This window comes from Streptomyces sp. CA-249302, assembly GCF_050936785.1.
Taxonomy (GTDB): Bacteria; Actinomycetota; Actinomycetes; order Streptomycetales; family Streptomycetaceae; genus Streptomyces.
The window spans coordinates 2105944-2129954 of sequence record NZ_JBNJMG010000001.1 but is presented as its reverse complement, the minus strand read 5'-3'; the positions used below and the strand labels follow the sequence as shown (position 1 = coordinate 2129954).

Annotated in this window: 11 protein-coding genes; all 11 read left to right on the top strand. The window is 73.3% G+C overall.

The window, feature by feature from the left end:
* Positions 1–40 precede the first annotated feature (40 nt).
* The 11 genes from ACQEWB_RS09575 (at position 41) to ACQEWB_RS09525 (ending at position 24010) form a co-directional block, all read left to right on the top strand.
* On the top strand, positions 41–307 hold the full coding sequence (locus ACQEWB_RS09575) for an acyl carrier protein (RefSeq protein WP_030946039.1): 267 nt from the start codon (positions 41–43) through the stop codon (positions 305–307).
* Positions 291–1202 (top strand): thioesterase domain-containing protein, encoded by a 912-nt coding sequence (locus ACQEWB_RS09570; protein ID WP_432829059.1) that lies wholly within the window; start codon positions 291–293, stop codon positions 1200–1202. Before ACQEWB_RS09575 ends, ACQEWB_RS09570 begins: the two co-directional genes overlap by 17 nt.
* Positions 1203–1272: 70 nt before the next feature.
* A complete protein-coding gene (locus ACQEWB_RS09565) occupies positions 1273–8070 on the top strand; it encodes an SDR family NAD(P)-dependent oxidoreductase (RefSeq protein WP_432829057.1) in 6798 nt (2265 codons plus the stop codon).
* 23 nt (positions 8071–8093) lie between these two features.
* Positions 8094–15518 (top strand): beta-ketoacyl synthase N-terminal-like domain-containing protein, encoded by a 7425-nt coding sequence (locus tag ACQEWB_RS09560; RefSeq protein WP_432829055.1) that lies wholly within the window; start codon positions 8094–8096, stop codon positions 15516–15518.
* Positions 15519–15563: 45 nt separating this feature from the next.
* On the top strand, positions 15564–17174 hold the full coding sequence (locus ACQEWB_RS09555) for a PfaD family polyunsaturated fatty acid/polyketide biosynthesis protein (RefSeq protein WP_432829053.1): 1611 nt from the start codon (positions 15564–15566) through the stop codon (positions 17172–17174).
* Positions 17171–17320: a hypothetical protein gene (locus ACQEWB_RS09550; protein WP_432829051.1), complete on the top strand. Its 150-nt coding sequence runs from the start codon at positions 17171–17173 to the stop codon at positions 17318–17320. Before ACQEWB_RS09555 ends, ACQEWB_RS09550 begins: the two co-directional genes overlap by 4 nt.
* Entirely contained in the window at positions 17317–19257 is a 1941-nt protein-coding gene (locus ACQEWB_RS09545) for an acyl-CoA dehydrogenase family protein (protein WP_432829049.1), read from the top strand. The genes ACQEWB_RS09550 and ACQEWB_RS09545 overlap by 4 nt, the downstream gene beginning before the upstream one ends.
* On the top strand, positions 19254–21011 hold the full coding sequence (locus tag ACQEWB_RS09540) for an acyl-CoA dehydrogenase family protein (protein ID WP_432829047.1): 1758 nt from the start codon (positions 19254–19256) through the stop codon (positions 21009–21011). Before ACQEWB_RS09545 ends, ACQEWB_RS09540 begins: the two co-directional genes overlap by 4 nt.
* 7 nt (positions 21012–21018) lie before the next feature.
* Positions 21019–21822, top strand: a complete 804-nt coding sequence (locus ACQEWB_RS09535; protein WP_432829045.1) for a 4'-phosphopantetheinyl transferase family protein — start codon at positions 21019–21021, stop codon at positions 21820–21822.
* A 131-nt stretch (positions 21823–21953) separates the two neighbouring features.
* Positions 21954–22598 carry an RNA polymerase sigma factor gene (locus tag ACQEWB_RS09530; RefSeq protein ID WP_432829043.1) on the top strand — a complete coding sequence of 215 codons (645 nt, stop codon included), beginning with the start codon at positions 21954–21956 and terminating at the stop codon, positions 22596–22598.
* Positions 22595–24010, top strand: a complete 1416-nt coding sequence (locus tag ACQEWB_RS09525; RefSeq protein WP_432829041.1) for an aldehyde dehydrogenase family protein — start codon at positions 22595–22597, stop codon at positions 24008–24010. The genes ACQEWB_RS09530 and ACQEWB_RS09525 overlap by 4 nt, the downstream gene beginning before the upstream one ends.
* Position 24011 lies beyond the last annotated feature (1 nt).

Here is a 24011-nt window from a genome sequence, read left to right as displayed (position 1 = left end):
CGCCCGTCACTGAACCGCACTGAAGGAACAGGGGATTCCCATGCAGCGTGTCACCGCCGAAGAGGCCCGGGCCTGGCTGGTAGAGAAGCTCGCGATCCGGCTCGGGGTCGGGCAGGAACAGATCGACGTCGAGCGCTACTTCGACGAGTTCGACCTGGACTCGACGGAGGCGCTGATCCTCGCGGGCGAGCTGGAGAAGTGGCTCGGCTTCGAACTGGAGGCCACGGCGCTCTGGTACCACCCGACAATCGCCGCCCTGTCCGAGCACATCGCCGAGGAGAGCGACCGCCATGTCGCAGCGGCCTGAGGCCGTACGACGTCAACGGGGGCCGGAGCAAAGCCTGTTGACGTCCCTCGGACCGGCTCGCGGGGACGCCCGGAAGACCGTCGTCGCCGTCCACCCGGGCGCGCTGCCGGCCACCGTCTGGCGGACGGCGCTGGCCCGGCTGCCCGAGGACGGCGCACCGCATCTGCTCGACCTCGGCAGCGTCCCGGAGTACTTCGCCGCCGCCCTCGTCCCGACCCTGTCCGTCATCGGCGTCCGCGAACTCGCCGAACGCTGCCTGACCGAGCTGACCGACGCGGGGCTCACCGAGCGGCCGTTCACGCTGGTCGGCTGGTCCTTCGGGGGAGTGGTGGCGTACGAGCTCGCCGCCCGACTCGGCGACCAGGGGCTAGGTGACCGGGTCGAGGAGTTCGTCGTACTCGACTCGATCGCCCCCGTGGCCGCGTTCCAGCGGCCCGAGGAGGAACTCCGACCGGCCATGCTCCTCGGCTGGTTCGCGATGTACCTGGGCGCCAAGCGGCGCCATCGGCTCGAAGTGGAGCCGGGGGCCCTGGAGGGCCTGGGCGAGGAGGACGGCCTGGGCGTGCTCCTCGCCGAGGCGGTCGCCCAGGGCGTGCTGCCCGACGGCACCGAGCACGCCGGGCTGCGCAAGCTGTACACCGCGTTCCACACCGGACTCGTCCGCAACAACCGGTGCACCGTGGGCTATCTGCCCGCCCCGCTCGACCGCACGATCACCGTCGTCAAGCCCGCGGGATCCCTGCTGCCCGACAGCCCGGACCTCGGCTGGGCCGAGCTGAGCGGACGACCACTGCGCCGGATCGCCGTACCCGGCGACCACTACACGATGCTCCAGGAACCGGAGACCGCGGACGCCCTCGCCGCGCTGCTCACCACCGGTTCGGCAACTCGCTGAGTTCCCCCACCACTTGACGCACCCGCCGCACACGACCCGCGCGACGCGCAAGCCCGAGAGGACCACCATCGTGCACTACTCACGTCTGGCCGAGACGCCGATCGCGATCGTCGGGTTGGCGGGCCTCTTCCCCAAGTCGCGCGACCTGCGCGAGTTCTGGCACAACATCGTGAACGCCGAGGACTGCATCGAGGACGTTCCCGAGAGCCACTGGAACCCCGAGGACTACTACGACCCGGACCCCATGGCCGAGGACAAGACCTACGTCCGGCGCGGCGGCTTCCTGCCCGAAATCGCCTTCAACCCCATGGAGTTCGGGCTGCCGCCCAACACCCTGGAGGTCACCGACATCCTCCAGCTGCTCTCCCTGACGGTCGCGCGGGACGTGCTGCGCGACGCCGGGGCCGAGAACGGCAGCTGGTACGACGCCTCCCGCACCGGCGTCATCCTCGGCATCACCGGCGCCAACTCCCTCACCCAGCCGCTGTCCGCACGGCTTCAGACGCCGGTCCTCAAGGAGGTCGTGCGCAGTGTCGGGCTGAGCGAGGCGGACGCCGAGGAGATAGCGCAGCGGTTCAAGAAGGCCTACATCCCCTGGGAGGAGAACTCCTTCCCCGGCATGCTCGGCAACGTCGTCGCCGGCCGCATCGCCAACCGCTTCGACCTCGGCGGCACCAACTGCACGGTCGACGCCGCCTGCGCCAGCTCCCTCGCGGCCGTCAAGCTCGCGGTCAGCGAACTCATCGAGGGACGCGCGGACTTGATGCTCACCGGCGGCTGCGACGCCGAGAACACGATCCTCATGTACATGTGCTTCAGCAAGACCCCGGCGTTCTCGAAGAGCCAGCAGATCCGCCCCTTCGACGAGTCCGCCGACGGCACGCTGATCGGTGAGGGCATCGGCATGCTCGCCCTCAAGCGCCTCGCCGACGCCGAACGCGACGGCGACCGCATCTACTCCGTCCTGCGCGGCATCGGCACCTCCAGCGACGGCCGTTTCAAGAGCATCTACGCGCCGCGCGCCGAGGGCCAGCAACTCGCCCTGCGCCGCGCCTACGAGGACGCGAACGTGCCGGTCGGCTCGATCGAGCTGTTCGAGGCGCACGGCACCGGTACGGCGGTCGGCGACCACACGGAGCTGAGCGCGCTGTCCTCGGTGGTCGCCGCCGGCAACGAGGACCACGGCTACGCCGCCATCGGCAGCGTCAAGTCCCAGATCGGCCACACCAAGGCGGCCGCGGGCGCCGCGAGCCTCATCAAGCTCTCCCTCGCCCTGCACCAGAAGGTCCTGCCGCCCACCATCAACGTCGAGACCCCCAGCGAGGCCGTCGACCCGGCCGGCACGCCCTTCTACGTCAACACCGAGGCACGCCCCTGGGTGTTGGACCCGGAGCGCGACAAACGCCGGGCCGCCGTCTCGTCGTTCGGCTTCGGCGGCACCAACTTCCACATGGTGCTGGAGGAGCACGGAGAGTCGTCCTCCGAGGCCAGGTCACTCGGCCCGACGTCCCGTTGGGGCCTGTGGCACGCGGCCGGCCCCGAGGCGCTCGCGCTGCGCATCGAGAACGGCGCCGCCACCGACGAGTCCGGCGCCATCCCCGCGAGCGACGCCCGCATCGGGATCGTTGCCGGCAGCGACGAGGAGTTCGCCGAACTCCGGGCCACGGCAGTGGAGTTGCTGCGCGCCCGGCCCGACGCGGCGTCCTGGCAACACCCCAAGGGCATCACGTACCGCCGCGAGGCCGTCCCGGCCTCCGCCAAGACGGCCGCCGTGTTCGCCGGACAGGGCAGCCAGTACGTCGGCATGGGGCGCCGCGCCGCCGTCGCCGTGCCGCCCGTGCGGGCCGCCTTCGACCGCGCCAACCGGCTGACCGACGGGCCCGACACCCTCGCCCGCACGGTCTTCCCGCCGCCCGCGTTCACCGACACGGCCCGCGCCGAGCAGGAAGTGGCCCTGCGCCGCACTGACTTCGCCCAGCCCGCCATCGGCGCGCTCGCCTCCGGCCAGTACGCCTGGCTGCGCGGACTCGGCTTCCGCGCCGACGGCGTGATCGGCCACAGCTTCGGTGAGCTCACCGCGCTGTGGGCCGCGGGCGCGCTCGACGACGACCGGTTCGCGGAACTGGCCCGCGCCCGTGGCCTCGCCATGGCCCCGCCCGAGCCCGCCGCCCCCGGCTTCGACCCCGGCGCGATGGCGGCCATCCGCGCCTCGCTCTCCGATGTCCAGGCACTGGTGGCGTCGTACCGGAACGTCGCCATCTGCAACATCAACGCGCCCGGCCAGATCGTCGTCGGCGGCCCGACGGACGAGATCGACCGCCTGGTCGCCGACGCCTCGGGCCGCCAGGTCCCCGCCAAGCGGCTGCCGGTCTCCGCGGCCTTCCACACCGGCTTCGTAGCCCACGCGGCGGACGCGTTCCGGCAGGCCGTGGAGTCGACCGGCCTCGGCGCCCCGACGATCCCGGTGTACGCCAACACGCCGGGCTCCTCCTACGGCAGCGACCCGGCCGCCAACCGCCGCACCCTCGTCGACCAGCTCCTGCAACCCGTCGACTTCGTCTCCGGCATCGAGAAGATGTACGCGGACGGCTTCCGGATCTTCGTCGAGTTCGGCCCCAAGCGCGTCCTGACCGACCTGATCGACCGCATCCTCGAGGGCCGCACCGACGTGGTGACCCTCGCGGTGGACGGCGGACCGAGCAAGGACGGCGAACTCTCCCTGAAGCGCGCGGCGATCGAACTCGCGGTGCTCGGGCTGCCGGTGGTGGGCTTCGACGACCATGTGGAGCCGCGGCGCGACCAGCCGGTACGCAAGGGGATGAACATTCCGCTGCGCGGCATCAACTACGTGACGCAGGAACGGCGTTCGGCCTATCGGGAGGCGCTCGCCGAGCCCTTGGCCCTGGCGGCGGCCGGTGCGGACGCCTCCGGCGGCGTCGAGGGTGTCGTACGAGACGGGCTTGCTCTTCAGGCGGAGATCCTCACCGCTCATGCGGACACCGTGCACGCGTCGGTGCGTTCGCTGGAGGAGTCGGTACGGGCCGGAGGGCACCCCGACACGGAGGCGGCGCTGCGGCTGATCCGGGAGCAGAGCACGACGATCGGGGCGGCGCACGAGCGGTCGACGCGGTTGCTGTTGGAGGCGTTGCGGGGGCGGGAGACGGAAGGGGAGGGGGAGGAGGTCGAGGCGACGGTTGCCGTCGGGGCCGAGGCTGAGGTCGAGGTCGAGCCCGCACCGGCAGCCGAGCCCCCGGAGCCCGTCATGCAGCCGGAGCCGGAGCCGGAGCCGGTGGCTGTCGCCGTGCCCGAGCCCGAGCCCGAAACCGAGCCCGTTTCCGTGGCCGACTCGGCCATCGCTGCCGGGGTGATGGATGCCCTGATGGGTGCGGTGGCGGAGAAGACCGGTTATCCGGTGGAGATGCTGGAGCCGAGCATGGATGTCGAGGCGGATCTCGGCATCGACTCGATCAAGCGGGTGCAGATCCTCGGTGCGCTCCAGGAGGCGTATCCGGTGTCGGAGGACGTCGATCCGGAGGTGCTCGCGGAGCTGCGGACGCTGGACGACATCGCCGGATTCCTGGCCTCCACCGTGCCGGCGGAGACGACGGACGCGCCGGCCGGCCCAGAGCCGATCGCCCAACTCGCGCCGCCTGCGCCTGCGCCTGCACCCGAGCCGGAACCGGCCGTCCGACTCGACGTCCAGCCCGCCCCGGCACCCGAGCCGACCGCCGCCTCCGACTCGGCCGTCGCCGAAGGCGTGATGGATGCCCTGATGGGTGCGGTGGCGGAGAAGACCGGTTACCCGGTGGAGATGCTGGAGCCCAGCATGGATGTCGAGGCCGATCTCGGCATCGACTCGATCAAGCGGGTGCAGATCCTCGGCGCGCTCCAGGAGGCGTATCCGGTGTCCGAGGACGTGGACCCCGAGGTGCTCGCCGAACTCCGTACCCTGGATGACATCGCCGGCTTCCTCGCCTCGACCGTCTCCGCCGAGCCCGTCCCGCAGCCCGCGCCTGCGCAGCAGCCTGCTCCCGAGCCCGTCGCAGCCGCCGCCCCTGAATCCAGTGGAGCCGTTGCCGCCGGTGTCATGGAGGCGCTGCTCGGCGCGGTGGCGGAGAAGACCGGTTATCCGGTGGAGATGCTGGAGCCGAGCATGGACGTCGAGGCGGATCTCGGCATCGACTCGATCAAGCGGGTGCAGATCCTCGGTGCGCTCCAGGAGGCGTATCCGGTGTCCGAGGATGTCGATCCCGAGGTGCTCGCCGAACTCCGCACCCTGGATGACATCGCCGGCTTCCTCGCCTCCACCGTGAGTGAGACGCCCGGTTCGACTCCCGTGGTCCAGACGGCCGCCACCCCCCTCACCGTCGCCTACCCACCGGCCCCCGGCATCGGCCGCACCCACGCCGACGTCGTCGAGATCGCCCCGCCGCACACCCTCGTCGGCGCCTACGCCGAACCCCGCACCGCCGTCCTCGTCGACGACGGGTCGACGCTGACCCGGCCGCTCGCGGGAGCGCTCCGTGGGGACGGCTGGCGGGTCGAGGTGGTCGCACTGCCCGGTGTCGACACCGTCGTACCCGAGGCGGATGCCGTGCGGCGGCTGGGGAGTTGGGACGAGGGGGAGCTCGCCGGGGCGCTGGTGCGCGGGCGGGTCGACCTCGTCGTGCAGCTGGCCGCCGCGGCCGGGCCCGACTGGGCCGAGGGCGTACAGCGACTCGCGCACTGCCTGCTCGTCGCCAAGCACAGCCTGGCCGGACTCAGGACGGCCGCCGCGCAGGGCAATCGCGCCGCCTTCGTCGCCGTGACCCGGCTCGACGGCGCGGGCGGATACCGCGGTGGCGGCGACGCCTCCCCGCTGCTCGGCGGCGTCGGCGGCCTGGTGAAGACCCTCGCCGTCGAGGCGCCCGAACTCTTCGCCCGTACGGTCGACTTCGCTCCGGAGCTGGCCCCGACCACGGTCGGCGCCCGCTTCCTCGCCGAACTCCACGACCTGTCGGCCGAGCACGTCGACGTGGCCCACGATCCGGCAGGACGCCGTGCCGTCACGCTCGCGGCCGAGTCCCGGGACGCCCACGCCACTGCCGTCCCGGAGCTCACCTCCGACGACCTGCTCGTCGTCACCGGCGGCGCCCGCGGGATCACCGCCGACTGCCTGCACGCCCTGGTCTCCGCCAGGCCGGCCGGGCTGCTGCTGCTCGGCCGCAGTCGGCCGACGCCGGAGCCCGAGTGGGCCGTCGGGACGGAAGGGCCGGCGCTGCGCGGGCTCATCGCGCGGCGGGCCACGCAGAGCGGGCAGAAGCCCAACCCCCGTGCCATCGAAGGGGAGTTCCGGGAGATCACCGCCTCCCGCGAGATCGCCGCGAACCTCGCCCGGCTCTCCGCCACCGGCGCCCAGGTCGAGTACCTCACCGTCGACATCACCGACCCCGGCGAGGTGCGCCGTGCGCTGACGCCGTACGCCGGACGGGTCACGGGAGTGATCCACGGGGCCGGTGTGCTCGCCGACCGGCTCATCGCGCAGAAGTCGCCCGAGGAGACGCGCCGGGTCCTGGCCACCAAGCTGACCGGGCTCGGCAATGTGCTCGACGCGCTGCGCGGGGTCGCCGAGCTGCGGCATCTCGTCCTGTTCTCGTCCGTCGCCGGGTTCTTCGGCAACCGCGGACAGTCCGACTACGCCATGGCCAACGAGGCGCTCAACCGGATCGCCGTACGACTGAAGCGGGAACTGCCCTCCGCGCGGGTCACCGCGATGAACTGGGGGGCCTGGGACGGCGGAATGGTCTCCGACGACCTGCGCGCCATGTTCGCCTCGCGCGGTATCGCGCTGGTGCCGCTCGCGACCGGCGCGGGCATGTTCGCCGAGCAGTTCACCGCCGGGCGCGGGCACGACACGGTGATCGTCACCGGGCCGCTCACCCCGCTCTCCGGACCGCCCGCGACGCAGGGGGCCGCGCTCGCGCCGCTCGTCGTCGACCGGACGCTCACCGACCTCGCCGAGGAACCGCTGCTCACCGACCACGCCATCGGCGGCCGGCGCGTACTGCCCGCCACCGCGGCACTCGGCGTGATGGTCAACGCCGTTGAGACGGCGACCGGTCAACCGGTGGGCACGGCAAGCGGGTTCAAGGTGTTCAAGGGAGTCGCCTGGGACGAGGCCGAGGGTCAACAGCCACAGCGGCTACGGCTGTCCATCGAGACCGCGGACAGCGGGGCGGGTGGTGGCACGGCCGGGTCGACGGCCGGAGTGCCCGGTCTCCCGGTGGACGTCCTCGCCTCCTCCGTCGACGCCGGAGGCCGCAGCCGCCCCGCCTACAGCGTCCGCCTGACCACCGGCGACGCCGGCCCGCGGCCCGCCGACCGGACCGACCTCGCGGGCCTCGCCCGGAGCGGCGCCGGACAGGACGCCGCCCGCCACTACCGCGACGGCACCCTCTTCCACGGCCCCTCCCTGCGCGGGCTGCGCTCCGTGCTGGTCAGTGACGAGCAGCGGCTTCTCGTACGGGCCCGGCTCGCCGACCGGCGGCCCGCGCTCGGCGGGTACCACGGGCGGCTGCACAGCCCCGTCCTCGCCGACCTGCTGCTCCAGGCCGTGCTGGTGTGGGTGCGCGAGCGGCGCGGGCGGGCCTGTCTGCCCATGGAGATCGGGCGCCTGAGCCTGTACGCGCCGCTGCCCTCCGACGGGGACTTCCTCGTCGCCGTGGAGGACGTGCGGCCCGGCCGGACCGGCGTCACCTGCACGGTCACCGCGCTCGACCCGCAGGGCCGGGTGCTCGCCGTACTGGAGGACGTGGTCGCGGTGGAGGACGCGGAGCTGGACGCCCGGTTCCGGCAGGTGGGCCGGACCGCCGCCGCGGTCACGGTCTGACGACGCTCGGAGGCTGATCCGTCATGGGCAAGTACGCGATCGTCGGACTGTCCTGCCTCTTCCCGGGGGCGGCCACGCCCGACGCCTACTGGAACAACCTGATGGGCGGGGTGGACTCGCGCACCGAGGGCGGCGAACGGATCTTCGGGCACGATCCGCTCGCCGGGCAGAGGCCCCTTACCGACGGCGAGAGCGGGGAGCGGCACCGCATCTACTGCACGCGCGGCGGGTTCGTCGAGGACGCCCCGGCCCTCGACCTCGCCGGTTACGCACTGCCCGCCGACTACCTGGCCGGCCTGGACCGCTCGTTCCACTGGGCGCTCCGGGTCGCCGGGGACGCCCTGGCCGACGCGGGTGTATCCCCCGCTGCCGCGGACGGCCGGGCTGCCGGCCGGAGGACCGGGGTGGTGTTCGGGAACTACCCGTTCCCCACCCCGGCCTCCGGCCGAACAGCGGGGAAGCTGTGGGACGCCGCGGTCTCCGAGGGCCTCGCGGCGGCCGGCTTCCCCGCGGCCGGGTTGCCGTCCGGTGCGGCGGACGGCGACCCGGCCAGTGACCGGAGTGGCAGGGCCGCCGCGCACAACCTGTGGCCCGGCGGGCTTCCCGCGCACGTGGTCGCCGCCGCCCTCGGGCTCGACGGCCCCCGGCACACCCTGGACGCCGCCTGCTCCTCCGCGCTCTACGCCCTCCAGCTGGCCTGCGCCCAACTCGCCACCGGACGCGCCGACCTGATGCTGGCGGGCGGAGTCTGCGCCCCCGACCCGACCGTCATCCATCTCTCCTTCTCCGACCTGCACGCCTACCCGCCGGACGGCTTCAGTCAGCCCTTCGACGCCCGGTCCAAGGGCATCATCACCGGTCAGGGCGCCGCCATGGTCGCCCTGAAGCGGCTCGCCGACGCCCATCGCGACGGCGACCGGGTGTACGCCGTCATCGACGCGGTCGCCCTCGGCAACGACGGCCCCGGCAAGCACCTCCTCGCTCCGAACGTCACCGGCCAGCTCACCACGTACGAACTCGCCTACCGGGGAACCGACTTCACCCCGCGGGACATCCAGTACGTCGAGTGCCACGCCACCGGCACCCCGCTCGGCGACCGCACCGAACTCGACGGTGTGGAACGGTACTTCGGGCGCGGCCCGCTGCTCGGCTCGGTCAAGGGCAACATCGGCCACCTGCTGACCGCGGCCGGCATGAGCAGCCTGGTCAAGGTCGTCCTCGCGCTCGGACACGGCGTCATCCCGCCGACCGTCGGAGTGGCCGAGCCCCTGCCGGGCACGGTCGCGGACCGAGTCGTACGGCAGCCCGTGCCCTGGCCCGCGACCGACGGCGTACGCCGGGCCGCCGTCTCGGCGTTCGGCTTCGGCGGCACCAACGCGCACGTCGTCCTCTCCGAACCGAAGGCGCAACAGGAAGAGCCCGCCGAGCCGCCGACACTCTCACCCATGGCCGTCATCGGCATGGGCGCGCACTTCGGATCCTTCACCACGCTCGACGAGTTCGAGCGCGCCGGGTACGAAGGCGCCGATGCCGTGAGGGAGTTGCCGCCACACCGGTGGCGGGGCTTCGAGACGCTCGACGGCGTCGCCGCACCGCGGGCCGCGTACATCGACGGCTTCGAGGTCGACGCCACCTCCTACCGCATCCCGCCCAAGGACCTGGACCACTTCAACCAGCAGCACCTGCTGATGATGCGGGTCGCCGAGGAGGCGCTGAAGGACGCCGGTTACGAGCGTCCCGGGCCCGGCACGAAGGGGCGGCGGGTCGCCGTCGTCCTCGGTATGGAGATGGAGCCGAGCGCGGAGGGGCACGGCGCCCGTTACGCGCTCGGGCGCAAGCTCGCCGCCTGGTGCGCGGGCGCCGGACTCGCCCCCACGGACGAGCAGTTGGCGGCGCTGACCCGGGCCGCCCGGGACGGCATCCACGACTCGATCGAGGCCAACGAGGTCCTCAGCTACATCGGCAACATCATGGCCGCCCGGATCTCCTCCCTGTGGAACCTCACCGGACCGTCCTTCACCGTCTCCTCCGACAGCTCCGTCGGCGTCGACGCCCTCGACGCGGCCCGGCTGCTGCTGCTCGACCCGAGCGTCGAGGCGGTCCTGGTGGGAGCGGTCGACCTGGCCGCCGGGCCCGAGTCGACGCTGGCCAGGGTGGAGCTGGCGGCCGGCGACCCACGCCGGGACGCGGAGCCCGGGGGCCGGCTCGGTGACGGTGCCCGTGCCGCCCTGGAGCCGGTGAGTCTGCTCGGGGACGGCGCCGGTGCCCTCGTGGTCACCCGCCCCGGCTCGATCCCCCCGGAACGCACCGTGTACGCCACCGTCGACGCCCTCGCCGTCCGCCACTCGCCGGCCCTCGACCCGCGCCCCGACCCCGACCTGGTGGCCACCGCGGCCGAGGAGGCCCTCGCGGGCGCCGGAGTGACACCGGCCGAGGTCGAGCTGGTGGAGACCGGGGCGGTGACGGACGACGCGCTGGACGGCCTCACCCGCGTCTGGTCGGGCGAGCAGCCGCTCCACACGGCGCTCAGCTCGGTCAACTCCGGTGTCGGCGACGTCGGTTGCGCCTCCGTGCTCGCCTCCGTCATCAGGGCCGCACTCTGCCTGCACTACGCCTACCAGCCGGTCGCGCCCCCCGGCGTCGACGGCGCTCGCCTCGCCGGCTCCGCCCTCTTCCTCGCCACCGACTCACGGCCCTGGCTGCGCGAACGCCGCGAGGGCCGCCGTATCGCCTCCGTGAGCGTCACCGGAACCGCGGGCACCCATGCCCATCTGGTCCTCGGCGGCGCGCAGACGCGGGGCGAGGTCGCCGCGACCGACTGGGTGCGGTCCGGGGGCAGCCTGGTCGTGCCGGTCGGCGCGGAGGACATCGACACGCTGGTACGGCGGCTGGGCGAGCTGCGGGACGCGGTCGAGGCCGGCGGCGACTGGGCCGGGCTCGTGGCGGACCGGCCGGCCGCGCTGAAGGCCGTACTCGTCGCCGACGATCCGGCGGGTCTGGTACGGCAGTTGGAGCAGGCGGCCAAGGACCTGCCCGGGGTGTACCGGGCGGGCGGCGAGTGGACGTCCCCGTCCGGGAGCTGCTTCGCGGCGCGACCCGCGGGCGGCCCGGGCGCGAAGACGGCGCTCGTCTACCCCGGGGCCTTCAACTCGTACCTGGGACTGGGCCGTTCGCTCTTCCGGGCCTTCCCGGGACTCCTCCCGCGCTTCGAGGCGCAGGCCGAACTGCCCGCCGAGATGCTGCGCTCGGCCGCCCTCTACCCGCGGGCGCTCGGACCCATGGACCGGCGTGAACTGATGCGCCGTGAGGCCGAGTTGATCGACGACATCCCGCTGATGCTGGCCGTCGGCACGAGCTACGCGCTGCTCTCGACCGACCTCGTGCGCGAGGTGCTCGGGGTACCGGTGCACGGGGCGTTCGGGTACAGCCTCGGCGAGAGCAGCATGCTGTTCGCGACCGGGGGGTGGGTCAAGGAGGCCCGGGCGACGACGAAGATCGACGCGTCGCCGCTGTTCGTGGACCGGCTGCGCGGCCGCAAGAAGACGGTGCGCGGGCTGTGGGGCCTCGGGGACGAGGTGTCCGACCAGGAGGTGTGGGCGACGCATGTCGTGCTCGCACCCGCGGACGACGTCCGTGAGGCGGTGGCGCGCTACGACCGGGTGTACATCACGCACGTCAACACGCCGGCCGAGGTGGTCGTGGCGGGGGACCCCGGTCAGTGCCGGGACCTGATCGACGCGCTCGGCTGCCAGAGCGCCCGCTCGCCCGCCAACCACGTCATGCACTGCCCGGTGGTGGACGGGGTGCTGACGGAGCTGGCGGACCTGAACCGCTATCCCACGGGTGACGTCGGGGACCTCGTCCTCTACAGCAGCCGCCACTACGCGCCCGTCGGCGACCTGGACCAGGACGTCGTGGCCCACAACATCGCGGTCACGCTCCGCGAGACGGTCGACTTCCCGCGCCTGGTGCGACGGGCTTACGAGGACGGCTTCCGCTGCTTCATCGAGGTGGGCCCGTCCAGCACCTGCACCCGCTGGATCCACGAGACGCTGGGCGACGACCCGCACCTGTCGGTCCCCGTGGACCGCCGGGGAGCCCGCGGCGCGACGGACATCGCCCGCCTGGTGGCCCGTCTCGCCGCCCACGGAGTCCCGGTCGACCTGACCCCGTTCCGCCCACGGACGACGACGGAACGGCGCCCGGTGGGTCTGCGGACCTTCGAAGTGGGGGGCGCGCCGGTCGCCCCGCTGGTGGCGGAGGCGGCGGCGCCCGTGCTGGAGAGGGTGCGGCGGGTCGCGGAGCCGGTGGGAGTCGCGGTGGCGTCGGTCGCCGCATCGGTGCAGGCACCGGGGACCTTCAGTTCAGTGCCGCCGACACCCGCGACAGCCGGTGCCGTGCCCGTACCGGTCCCGCCGCCCCCGACCAGTCCGTCACCCCCCGTCCCGGTGACCGCCGGGGCCCCCGACCAAGCCCCGGAACTCCCTGCCCAGGGATTCCACGCCACGGAATGGGACACCGCGATGCCGACCCGCCCAGACGGTCCGCCCGTACCCGCGCTCTCGCTGGAGCGGGACCCGATCACGATGCTCCCCGCCGACGCGGTCGCGGCACCGTCCCTCGACGCCCTGCCGCCGACGGCCTCCGTGCCCCCGCAGGCCGCGCCCGCGGACGTGCCGCCCCGCCCGGCCATCTTCGGCGCCCCCCTCCCCGTACCGCCGAAACCGGACCGTCCCACCGACGACCGGGCCGCCACGCTCGCCCTGGTGCGCAGCCTGCGGGCCGAGATCCTGGAGGCGCACCAGGAAGTCCTCGACGCCCAGCGGGAGTTGCGCGAGGAGCTGACGGCGATGCTCACCGCGTCGGCGCCCGCCCGGCCGCCCGTCGCCACCCGGCCGCCGGCCCCCCTCCCGCCGACGACGCCCCTCCAGCCGCCCACCTCTCTCCAGCCGCCGACCGCCCTCCAGCCGCTGACCGCCCCGCAGCAGTCGACCCGCCTCCAGCCGCCCGCCACCCCGCAATCGCCCCCGACCACCCCCCGCGCCCCGAAGCCCGAAGGCGTCGTCTGGGACGAGCACGACCTGCTCGAATTCGCCGTCGGCAAGGTCGGCAATGTCTTCGGCCCCCGTTTCGCCCGTATCGACGGCTACGACCGCCGCGTCCGCCTCCCCGCGCCGCCCTACCTCTTCGCCACCCGCGTCACCCAACTCGACGCCGAACCGGGGGAGTTCCGGCCCTCCTTCATCCGTACCGAGTACGACGTCCCCGAGGACGCCTGGTACGCCGTCGACGGCCAGGTCCCACCCGCCGTCACCATCGAGGCCGGCCAGTGCGACCTGCTGCTCATCAGCTATCTCGGCGCGGACTTCACCAACCGCGGCCAACGTGTGTACCGCCTCCTCGACAGCAGCCTGAGCTTCGTCGGCGACCTGCCCCGCACCGGCCAGACCCTGCGCTACGACATCTGGATCGACCAGTTCGTCCGCCAGGGCGACACCCTGCTCTTCTTCTTCCACTACGACTGCTACGCCGACGGCGAGCTCATCCTCAAGCTCAACAACGCCTGCGCGGGCTTCTTCACGGACGAGGAGCTGGAGAGTTCGCCGGGGCTGGTGCAGGGGAGGGTCGCACCGGGCCTCAAGACCACGGCGGATCCCGGGCGTTCGCAGTTCAAGCCGCTCGCCGTCACCGACCGGACCGCGCTCACCGCCGCCGACCTCGACGCCCTCGCCGAGGGCCGTGTCGCCGACGTCTTCGGGCCGGGTCATCGCCAACCACCGGGCTGCAACACCTCCCTTCGGCTCCCCGCCCGCCCCCTCCTGATGGCCGACGAGGTCACCCTCCTCGACCGCAAGGGCGGCAGCCACGGGCTCGGCAGGATCGAGGCCGTCAAGGAACTCGTGCCGGACGAGTGGTACTTCACCAGCCACTTCCCCGACGACCCGGTACTCGCGGGGTCGTTGGTGGCCGAAGGGGCCGTGCAGCTGCTCGAGCTCTACGCCCTCTCCCTCGGCCTGCACCTCACCCTCCCCGACGCCCGCTTCCAGCCCGTGCCGGGTCTGCGGACCGAGGTGAAGGTGCGCGGGCAGATCACACCCCGCAACGCCCGCATCGAATACCGCATCGACATCACGGAGTTGACGCTCCTGCCGCGCCCGTCCCTCGTCGCCGACGTCGTCGTGCTGCGCGACGGTACGCCCTCCATCGGTGTCACCGGCCTCGGCATCCGGCTGCGCGAGAAGCCCGGCACGCCGTACCGCCCCGAGACCGCCGGCACCGTCCCGCACTTCCTCGGCCGGCTCTCCCCGGCCACCGGAGAGCCCGCCCTGCTCAACGAGTTCCACATGGCGCACGCGGCGAAGGGTGACCTCGCCATCGCGATGGGGCCGGAGTTCGAGGTCTACGCGGACAGCAGGGCCCCGTACATCCCCAACGGCGACTTCCTCTTCGTCGACCGGGTGATGAAGCTGGAGGGCACGCGCGGGAAGCTCAAGCGCGGGGCCGTGATGGTGACCGAGTACGACGCGCCCGAGGACGCCTGGTACTACGCCGACAACGGTCACCCGTACATGCCCAACTGCGTCTACATGGAGTCCAGCCTCCAGGCGGCCATCCTCCTCGGCTACTACCTCGGCGCCACCCTGCCGCTCCCGGAGGAGCAGTTCAGCATCCGCAACCTCGACGGCCGCGCCACCCTGGTCAAGGACGTGGACCTGCGCGGGAAGACCATCCAGCACCGGTCCACGCTGCTGTCCAGCGACCGGATGCCCGGTTCGATCCTGCAGAACTTCTCCTACGAACTCTCCTGCGACGGCGAGGTCTTCTACACCGGCGAGTCCCTCTTCGGCTACTTCAACGCGAAGGCTCTCGAGCATCAGGTCGGCCTGGACAAGGGACAGCACGTGCTGCCGTGGCTGGACACGCAGCCGGCCAGGCCCGCCGGGACGCGCCGCGTCGACCTGCGGGACCACCGCGCCGCCGAGTCCGCCCGCCGCGGCCCGCGGCTGGCCGGCGGTCACCTCGACCTCGTCGAGTGGCTGGACGTCCTGCCCGGCGGCGGCGAGCACGGGCAGGGATACCTCCGCGGGCACCGTGCCATCCGGCCCGACGAGTGGTACTTCTCCTGCCACTTCCACCGCGACCCGGTGATGCCCGGCTCCCTCGGCGTCGAGGCGCTGCTCCAGGGCATGCAGGTGTACGCCGTCGAGACCGGCCTCACCGACGGGCTGCGCAACCCGCGGTTCGCGCTGAGCAGCGGCACCGAGACCACCTGGTCCTACCGCGGCCAGATCCTGCGCACCGACCCCGACATGGAGTTCGACGTCCACGTCAAGGAGATCCGCCGCGAACCCGGCCGGATCGTCCTCCTCGGCGACGCCCACGTCTGGAAGTCGACGCTGCGGATCTACCGCCTCGACAACCTCGGCATCGAGATCCACCACGACTGAGCAGCAGTCACAGCCAAGCGGCAGCTACAGGACCGGGAGAACAGCATGAGCACCGAGCAGCCGCGGCCGCGGTGGAGCGGATCCGTGGCCCCCGCGGTCGGCGACAGCGGGATCCAGGAGGCGCTGACGCGCCTGGACGAGCCCGTCTACATCCTGCGCGGGCCCTACGGCCTCGGCGCGGCCGCCGGGGGCAGGGTGAGCGCCGGCGGCGAGCACGAGATCGTCGCCGCCGCCCCGCCCCTGGGCCCCGAACGCCTGGGCAGCGCCGCCTTCCTGGCCGCCCACGGGGTCCGCGAGGCCTACATGAGCGGCGCCATGGCGAACGGCATCGCCTCCGCCGACCTGGTGATCGCCATGGCCCGGGCCGGCTACCTCGCCTCCTACGGCGCGGCCGGGCTGCTGCCCGAGGCGGTCGAGCAGGCACTGGTGCGGTTCGCGACCGAGATCCCGGGGCTGCCGTACGCCTGCAATCTCATCCACAGCCCGAGCGAGGAGCGCCTCGAACGCACCGCCGTCGACCTGTACCTGAAGCACCGGGTGCCGTGTGTCGAGGCGTCCGCGTTCCTCGCCCTCACCCCGCACATCGTGCGCTACCGGCTGGCCGGGCTGCGCGCGGGCGGACCGTACGGGGTGGTCGCCGAGAACAAGGTCATCGCCAAGATCTCGCGCACGGAGCTGGCGGAGCTGTTCATACGGCCGGCGCCCGAGCCGATGGTGCGGGCGCTGGTGGACGAGGGGGCGATCAGCGAGGAGCAGGCGCGGCTCGCCGCTCGGGTGCCGCTCGCCGACGACATCACCGTGGAGGCCGACTCCGGCGGGCACACCGACCGGCGTCCACTGCCCGCGCAGCTACCGGTGATCATGCGTCAGCGGGATGCCCTGGCACGGGAGTTGGCGTACCCGGAGCGCATCCGGGTGGGCGCGGCCGGTGGCATCGGGACCCCGGAGGCCGCCTGGGCCGCCTTCGCGATGGGCGCCGACTACGTCGTCACCGGGTCCGTCAACCAGTCCTGCGTCGAGGCCGGTACGTCCGACCAGGTCAAGGAGATGCTCGCGCAGGCCGACCTAGCCGACTTCGACATGGCGCCCGCGGCCGACATGTTCGAGATGGGCGTAGAGCTCCAAGTCCTCAAGCGGGGCACGCTGTTCCCGATGCGCGCCCGGCTCCTCTACGAGCTCTACCGCGACCACGACGGCATCGACGACCTCCCGGCCGCCGCCCGCGCCCGGGTCGAGAAGCAGATCTTCCGGCGGCCCCTGGACGACGTCTGGGCGGAGACCGTCGCCTACTTCGAGCGCCGCGACCCCGACCAGCTCGCCCGCGCCGCCGCCAACCCCAAACGGCGGGCCGCGCTGGTCTTCCGCTGGTACCTGGGCATGGCCTCCCGCTGGGCCAAGACGGGGGAGGAGGACCGCGCCGTCGACTACCAGATCTGGTGCGGCCCGGCGATGGGCAGCTTCAACTCCTGGGTGCGCGGCACCTACTTGGCCGCCCCGCGCAACCGGCACGTGGCCGACGTCGCCCGGCACGTCATGACCGGCGCCGCCTTCCACCAGCGGCTGTCCATGCTCCGGGCGGCCGGCCTCGCGCTCTCGCCCGCGATCGCCGACTACCCGGTCCCGCAGCCCGACCCGGCGCTCGGGGCACGGCCGTGACGGCCGTGTCCGCCGCCCCGGTGCGGCTCGACGACCGGCCGGGTACCTCCCGGCGCCCGGTGGACGTCCACGGCTTCGTGTCCTCGCCGTCGCTGACCGACTGCCCGCCGCCGCGGGCTGCCCGCGCGCTCGGGTTGCGGCCATGACGGCCTCCTTCGCCGCCGCGGCGCTCCTCGACGAACTGCTCGGCGACCCCTGGCGGTCCGAGAACGTCTACGGCTTCGACGCCGGGGCCGCCCGGGACGCCCGCGGCGACTTCCCGCACGCCTTCGCCGCCCGCCTCGACGCCGTCGACTTCCCGCTCGCCTACCTGCCGCCGTCCCTCGGCGGCACCCTGAGCGGCCTCGACGACACGCTGCTCCTGGTCAGGGTGGCGGCCCGGCGCGACGCCGCCGTCATGCCCGCGACCCTTCTCTCCTGCTCCGCCGTCCTCACGGTCCTCGCGGCCGGTACGCCCGAGCAGGCGAAGACCGTCGCCGACTGGGTCCAGGAGGGCCGCACGGTCGCCTTCGCGCTCTCCGAGGAACAGGCGGGCAGCGACGTCCTGGCGGGCGAGTGCCGCCTCGACCCGGCCGCGGACGGCGGGTTCCGCCTCACCGGCCGCAAATGGCTCGTCGGGCGCGGCGCCACCGCCGACGCGGTGGTCGTGGTGGCCCGTACGGCACCCCGCGGCCCGGCCGCCTTCACGGCGGTGCTGCTGGGCCCGGGGGAGCTGACCCGGGTACGGCGGCAGCCCGCCCAGCCGGTCACCGGCATGCGCGGCATCGACTTCGCCGACCTGGTCTTCGACGGCACACCGGTCCTGGCCGAGGCGGTCGTCGGCACCGTCGGCGGCGGCCTCGCCGGGGCGATGCGGGCCCAGCAGGTGGTACGGCTGCTCAGCACGGCCGCCTGCCTGGCCACCGCGGACACGGCGCTGCGGACGGCCCTGCGGTTCACGCGGGCCAGGCGGGTCGGAGGCGTCCGGGTCGCTGACACGGGTCACGGCTCGCGTGAACTCGCGGTCGCGGCGGCCGAGTTGTTCGCGGCGGACCTGCTGTCGTTGACGGCGGCCCGCTATGCCCACCTGTCACCGTCGACGTTCGGCCTGTGCTCGTCGGTGGTGAAGCGGGTCGCGACGCGTCTGACGGCGTCCTCGGCGGCCCGGTCCCGCTCACTGCTGGGCGCGCGCGGGGTCCTGGCCCATGGCCCCGGCGCGATCGTCGACAAGGCCCAACGGGACAACGCGATCGTGGAGTCGATCGACACGAGCCCCTTCGGGGTGCTGCGGGCGGTGGCGCTTCAACTGCCCGGCTATGCGACGGCATTCGGAGAGCCGGGACGCGGCGGGCACACTTCGGGGACGCATGCGGGCATCCCACCGGCCGCCGCCGACTCCGGTCCTGCCGCCTCGGCTCCTGCCGCCGGTTCTACGCCCGCCGCCCCGACTCCGGCCTCCGGTCCCGGTCCTGCCGCCTCGGCCCCCGCGGCCGATCCCGCGCCCGCGGGCACGGCGCCCATGGCCGGATCGCCGCCCCCGATCCCGCTCGACGCCCTCTTCGCCTTCGGCACCCCCCTCCCCGACCTCCACCCCGCCGCCCTCGACCTCTCCGCGCGCCCCAAGGACCTCGTCCTCCTCGGCTTCGCGGAACAGGCCGAGGCGCTCGCCCAGGACCTCGCGGCGCGCGGCGAGGATCGGGCCGCCGTCCTCGTCCGGGACGTACGCGCCGCCCTCGCCGGCACCTTCGCCACCGCCGCCGAGGCCCAGCGCGACCGGACCCGTGGGCTCGGCGCCTCGCCCGAGCTGCTCGACCTCGCCGACCGGTGCTGCCTGCTCTACGCGGCCGCCGCGGCGGCGCTCGCCTGGCGGGCGCACCCCGAGCGCGGTCTGTACGGGGAGGACGCGGCCGGCGCCGGCTGGCTCACCGCCGTGCTAGCCGTGCTGCTCGCCCTCGCCGACGGGCGCGACCCGCGACAGGCGGGCCCCGACCTGCCGCCCGCCGCCCGCGCCCTCACCCGGCTCGACGCCGCCCGGCTCCTGTTCACCGCGCACCCGGTCCAGCTGTCCGACGGACCGTCCCCCGAGGAGGACCAGACGACATGACCGACCTCACCGCGCTCATGGCGGACCTGGAGGGGTATCTCGGCGATCCCTGGGACGCCGGCGGCCCGATGCCGTACCCGCGCATCCTCGATCTCGACGAACGCCAGGAGTATCCACACGAGTTCGTCGACACCCTCGCCGACTGGGGCCTGTACGACTGGATCGTCCCGGCCGCCAACGGGGGCCGGGCCGTGCACGTCGAGGACGGCTTCAACCTCTACCGTCTCGTCGGCCGCCGCGACCCCACCTCCGCCACCGCCATGGTGCTGACCAGCCTCAGCTACATGCCGGTCTGGATCGCCGGCAGCGCGCAGCAGCGCCAGTACTTCGCCGACGCCATTCGCAGAGGGGAGAAGCTCGCCTGGGGGCTGTCCGAGCGGCGGCACGGCAGCGACGTCCTCGCCAACGAGACCAACGCCCGGCGGGTGGACGGAGGTTGGCTGCTCAACGGGGAGAAGTGGACCATCGGGAACGCCACCGTCGCCGCCACCGTCATGGTCTTCGCGCGGACGGCGGACAAGGGCGGCCCCGGCGGATACTCCATCTTCGCCGTCGAGAAGGCGGGCATCCCGGCGGAGCAGCTGGCGCACCTGCGCGACGAGCCCCTGCACGGGCTGCGCGGCCTCGACATGAGCGGTGTGCGCCTCACCGACTGCTTCCTGCCGGACTCGGCGCTCGTCGGCAGGGTCGGGCAGGGGCTCGAAGTGGCGCTCAAGAGCAGCCAGTTGGCGCGGATCGCGATCTCCAGCATCGCCATGAGCTGTGTGGACACCGCCCTGCGCACAACCCTCGACTTCGCCTCCGGACGCGTGATCTTCGGCGGTACGGTCTTCGAAGTGCCGTACTCCAAACGGCAGTTGACGGAGAGCTTCGCCGAGCTGCTGATCGCCGACGCGCTCACCACCGGGGCCGTGCGCTCGCTCCAGCTCGCGCCCGCGCAGGCCAGCATCTGGTCGTCGGTCGTCAAGTACTTCGTGCCGACGCTGCTGGAGGAAACCCTCGCCCGGCTGACCACCGTCCTCGGCGCCCGCTACTACCTGCGGGCGCACCCGCGGCACGGCATCTTCCAGAAGGTGCTCCGCGACTTCGCCATCTCCAACTTCGCCGACGGCAACACCGTGGTGAACCTCAAGAACATCGCCCTCCAGCTCCAGGGGCTGCTCGCGAACGCCGTCGCACAGGAGCCGGACGCGGTCGCGGAGGCGGTCGGGCTGACGGCCCGGCTCTTCGACCCCGCCCACCCCATGGAGCCGTACGAGCCCGCCGAACAGCAGCTGTTCAGCCGGGGCGGCGACGACTCCGTACTCGCCCTGCGCTCCGCGGTCGCCGAGCTGCGGACCGCCGCGGCCGGCGCCCAGGGGCGCGAGGCGGGGTGGCTGGCCGGGTGTGCGGACACGGCGGGGCTGATCGCCGACGAGGTGCACCGGCTCGCCGACGAGCACGCCAAGCTCCTCGCCGAACAGGGCAGGCGGGCCGGGCAGTCGGCCGAGCTGTACGACCTCGCCAAGCAGTACGCGGCGGTGTCGGCGGCGGCCGCCTGCGTCCATCTGTATCTGCGCGGTCGGGACAGCTTCGCGCCCGCCATGCGCTCACCGGCCGTGCTGCTGCTCTGTCTTGAGCGGCTGCTCAGGCGCTTCCACCCCACGCGCCGGGTGACCGGGCCCGAGGACCTCGACGCCGCCGCCGAGGTCATGGCGGACGCCCATCGCGCGGGGCTGCTGTTCTCCTTCCGTCCGTTCCAGGTGAGTTGGTGACCCGGAGATGCGTGCGACCGTGCAGGCCCGAGACAGGTCCCGGGAGCCCTTCGGCGATCCGCTGGCCGAAGGCGCCGACGTCTGGCTCCTGGCCGAGGAGGACGTCGAGCGGTTCGCCGACGCGACCGGGGGGCTCGAACTGCTCACCGAGGAGGAGCGCGCCCGACACGACCGGCTGCTCTTCCCCGCCGCCCGCACCCGCTTCCTCGGCGCCCGGCTGCTCTCCCGCCAGGTGCTCTCGCAGTACGCCGACGTGCACCCGGGGGAGTGGCGGTTCGACAAGGGCCGGTTCGGGCGGCCGTCGGTCCAGGGCGCCGACTGGGGACTGGACTTCAACATCACCCACACCAACGGCCTGATCGCCGCGATCGTGGTCCGTGGCCGAACCGCCGGGGTCGACGCCGAGAACACGCCGGCCCGCCCCGAGGCCATCCAGTTCGCACCCAAGGTCTTCACACCGCTGGAGCAGGAGGTGCTGCGCCGGGACCGGGAGGACCAGCAGGGGCACGCCTTCGCCGACTCCTGGGTGGCCAAGGAGGCGTACACCAAGGCCACCGGCATGGGGATGGCGCGCGGCTTCGACGCGTTCTCCGTGCACCGGCTCAGGGGCGGCGGGCTGGCCGTCGTGGACGACGAGATCCCGCAGGACGAACGGCCGTTGTGGCAGATCCAGGTCCTCCAGGTGTGGGACCGGTTCGCGCTCGGCATCGCCATCCGGGCCAGCGAGCAGGACTCGGGCCCGATCCCCGTACGGATGCGGTCCGCCATGGCCGAGCTGCTGCCGAACTCCCGTGCGGGAGGCGTCGGATGAGCGACTGCGCTGTCCACTCCTGGCAAGACCGCTACCTGACGCCGTCATCCGTTTCCGGCCACCGCACCCGCCCGGTTGCATGGAAGCCGGAGCCCGCTCAGGTGCGGGCGCGCGCCGACGGAGGACGAGCGATGCCGACCATGGGGAACGCCGAACTGCTCGCGGGCTGCGCCCGCGGCGAGGCGGAGGCCTGGGACGAGACGGTCGACCGGTTCGGGCGGCTGGTCTGGTCGGTGGCGCGCAGCCACCGGGTCAGCCGGGTCGAGGCCGAGGACGTACGCCAGCTCACCTGGTTCCGGCTGATGCAGAACGCCGACCGGATCCGCGACCCCGAGCGGCTCGGCGACTGGCTCGCCACCGTCGCCCGGCGCGAGGCGATCAAGGCCGCCACCCGCGACCGGCGCCTGGTCATGGTCGGCGACAGCTCCTCCCTGGAGCATCTGCTGGACCACCACGAGAGCCCCGAGCAGATCACCCTGCGCGCCGACCGCGGCCAGGAGGTGCTGCGCGCCCTCGACAGCCTCTCCGACCAGTGCCGCGAACTGCTGCTGCGGGCCCTCCAGGACCCGCCCGCCTCCTACCAGGAGATCGCCGACGCGCTGTCCATGCCGGTCAGCTCGGTCGGCCCGATCCGCACCCGCTGCCTGCGCCGGCTGCGGCGCGCCCTGGACCGGGACGCGGCGCCCGTCGCCCTCGACGGCGGCTGCGCCGGCTGCCCGGCCCAGACCCAGGAGAAGGCCGTAGCCACTCCCGAGACCACCGAGGTGCCCAGGTGACCACCCTCACCGCGTCCCAGACCCAGCTGGTCAGCCGGGAGATCACCACCGGCGAACCGCTCGGCACCGTCGAGCCGGCCACCCCCGACCGCGTCACCTCCGCAGCCCGGCGGGCCGGCGCCGCGGCCCCCGCCTGGGCGGCCACGCCCGCCGAAGAACGCGCCGCGATCGTCGAGCGCGCCGCCGACCTGCTGGTCCAACGGGCCGAGCAGGCACAGGAGTTGCTGGTCAGGGAAGGCGGGGCGATTCCCGGCAAGGCCTTCTTCGAAGTGCACCAGGCCGCGCAGGAACTGCGGCACGGCGCGCGCCTCGCCCGGCACCCCGGACTCCCGCACCCGCCCGCCGACGACCCCGACCGCGCCGCCGAGGTCACCCGCGTACCCGTGGGCGTCGTCGGGGTGATCGTGCCCTGGAACTTCCCGCTGCTCCTCGCGGCCCGCTCCCTGGGCCCCGCGCTGGCCCTCGGCAACACCGTCGTGCTCAAGCCCGACCCGCACACCCCGCTCTCCGGCGGACGTCTCTTCGCCGAGGCGTTCGGCGAGGCGGGTCTGCCGGCGAGCGTCCTCGAGGTCGTGCACGGCGACGCAGAGGCCGGATCCGCGCTGGTCCAGGCGCCCGACGTGACCATGGTGTCCTTCACCGGGTCGACCGAGGTGGGCCGGGAGATCGGCGCCGTCTGCGGGCGGCTGCTGAAGCGGGTCGTGCTCGAACTGGGCGGTCAGAACGCCTTCGTGGTCCTCGACGACGTCGACGTGGAGCAGGCCGCGGCGGCCGGCGCCTGGGGCTCCTTCCTGCACCAGGGCCAGATCTGCATGTCCGCCCGCCGCCACCTCGTGCACGCGTCGATCGCCGACCAGTACACCGAGGCACTGGCCCGGCACGCGGCCGCCCTGCGCGTCGGCGACCCGCACCGCTCCGACGCCCAGATCGGCCCGGTCATCGACCGCCGCCAACTGACCGGCATCGCGGTAGCGGTCGAACAGGCCGTCGCGCAAGGCGCCCGTCTGGTCACCGGAGGGCGCCCGCAGCCGCCGTACTACCCGCCGACCGTCCTCGCCGACGTCACCGAGCAGATGGACGTCTTCCACACCGAGGTCTTCGGCCCGGTCGCCACGGTCACCGCCTTCGCCGACGACGCGGAGGCGGTACGGCTCGCCAACACCAGCGACTACGGACTGACCGCCGCCGTCTACACGGGCGACGCTGAGAGGGGCTCGCTGATCGGCCGTCAACTCCACTGCGGAGTAACGCACATCGGCGACCAGACCGTCGTCCAGGACGCCGCCCTGCCCTTCGGCGGCATCGGAGCCTCCGGCAACGGCTCCGGGTTCGGCGGGCGGGCCAGCCTGGAGGCGTTCACCCGCTGGCGCACCCTCACCACCAGCACTCCACCGCGCACGTACCCCTTCTGAC

Bases quoted from the DNA above. Each gene is read 5' to 3' on its own strand.
- ACQEWB_RS09575 (WP_030946039.1), top strand. From the start codon at position 41: ATGCAGCGTGTCACCGCCGAAGAGGCCCGGGCCTGGCTGGTAGAGAAG.
- ACQEWB_RS09570 (WP_432829059.1), top strand. From the start codon at position 291: ATGTCGCAGCGGCCTGAGGCCGTACGACGTCAACGGGGGCCGGAGCAA.
- ACQEWB_RS09560 (WP_432829055.1), top strand. From the start codon at position 8,094: ATGGGCAAGTACGCGATCGTCGGACTGTCCTGCCTCTTCCCGGGGGCG.
- ACQEWB_RS09555 (WP_432829053.1), top strand. From the start codon at position 15,564: ATGAGCACCGAGCAGCCGCGGCCGCGGTGGAGCGGATCCGTGGCCCCC.
- ACQEWB_RS09545 (WP_432829049.1), top strand. From the start codon at position 17,317: ATGACGGCCTCCTTCGCCGCCGCGGCGCTCCTCGACGAACTGCTCGGC.
- ACQEWB_RS09540 (WP_432829047.1), top strand. From the start codon at position 19,254: ATGACCGACCTCACCGCGCTCATGGCGGACCTGGAGGGGTATCTCGGC.
- ACQEWB_RS09535 (WP_432829045.1), top strand. From the start codon at position 21,019: ATGCGTGCGACCGTGCAGGCCCGAGACAGGTCCCGGGAGCCCTTCGGC.
- ACQEWB_RS09530 (WP_432829043.1), top strand. From the start codon at position 21,954: ATGCCGACCATGGGGAACGCCGAACTGCTCGCGGGCTGCGCCCGCGGC.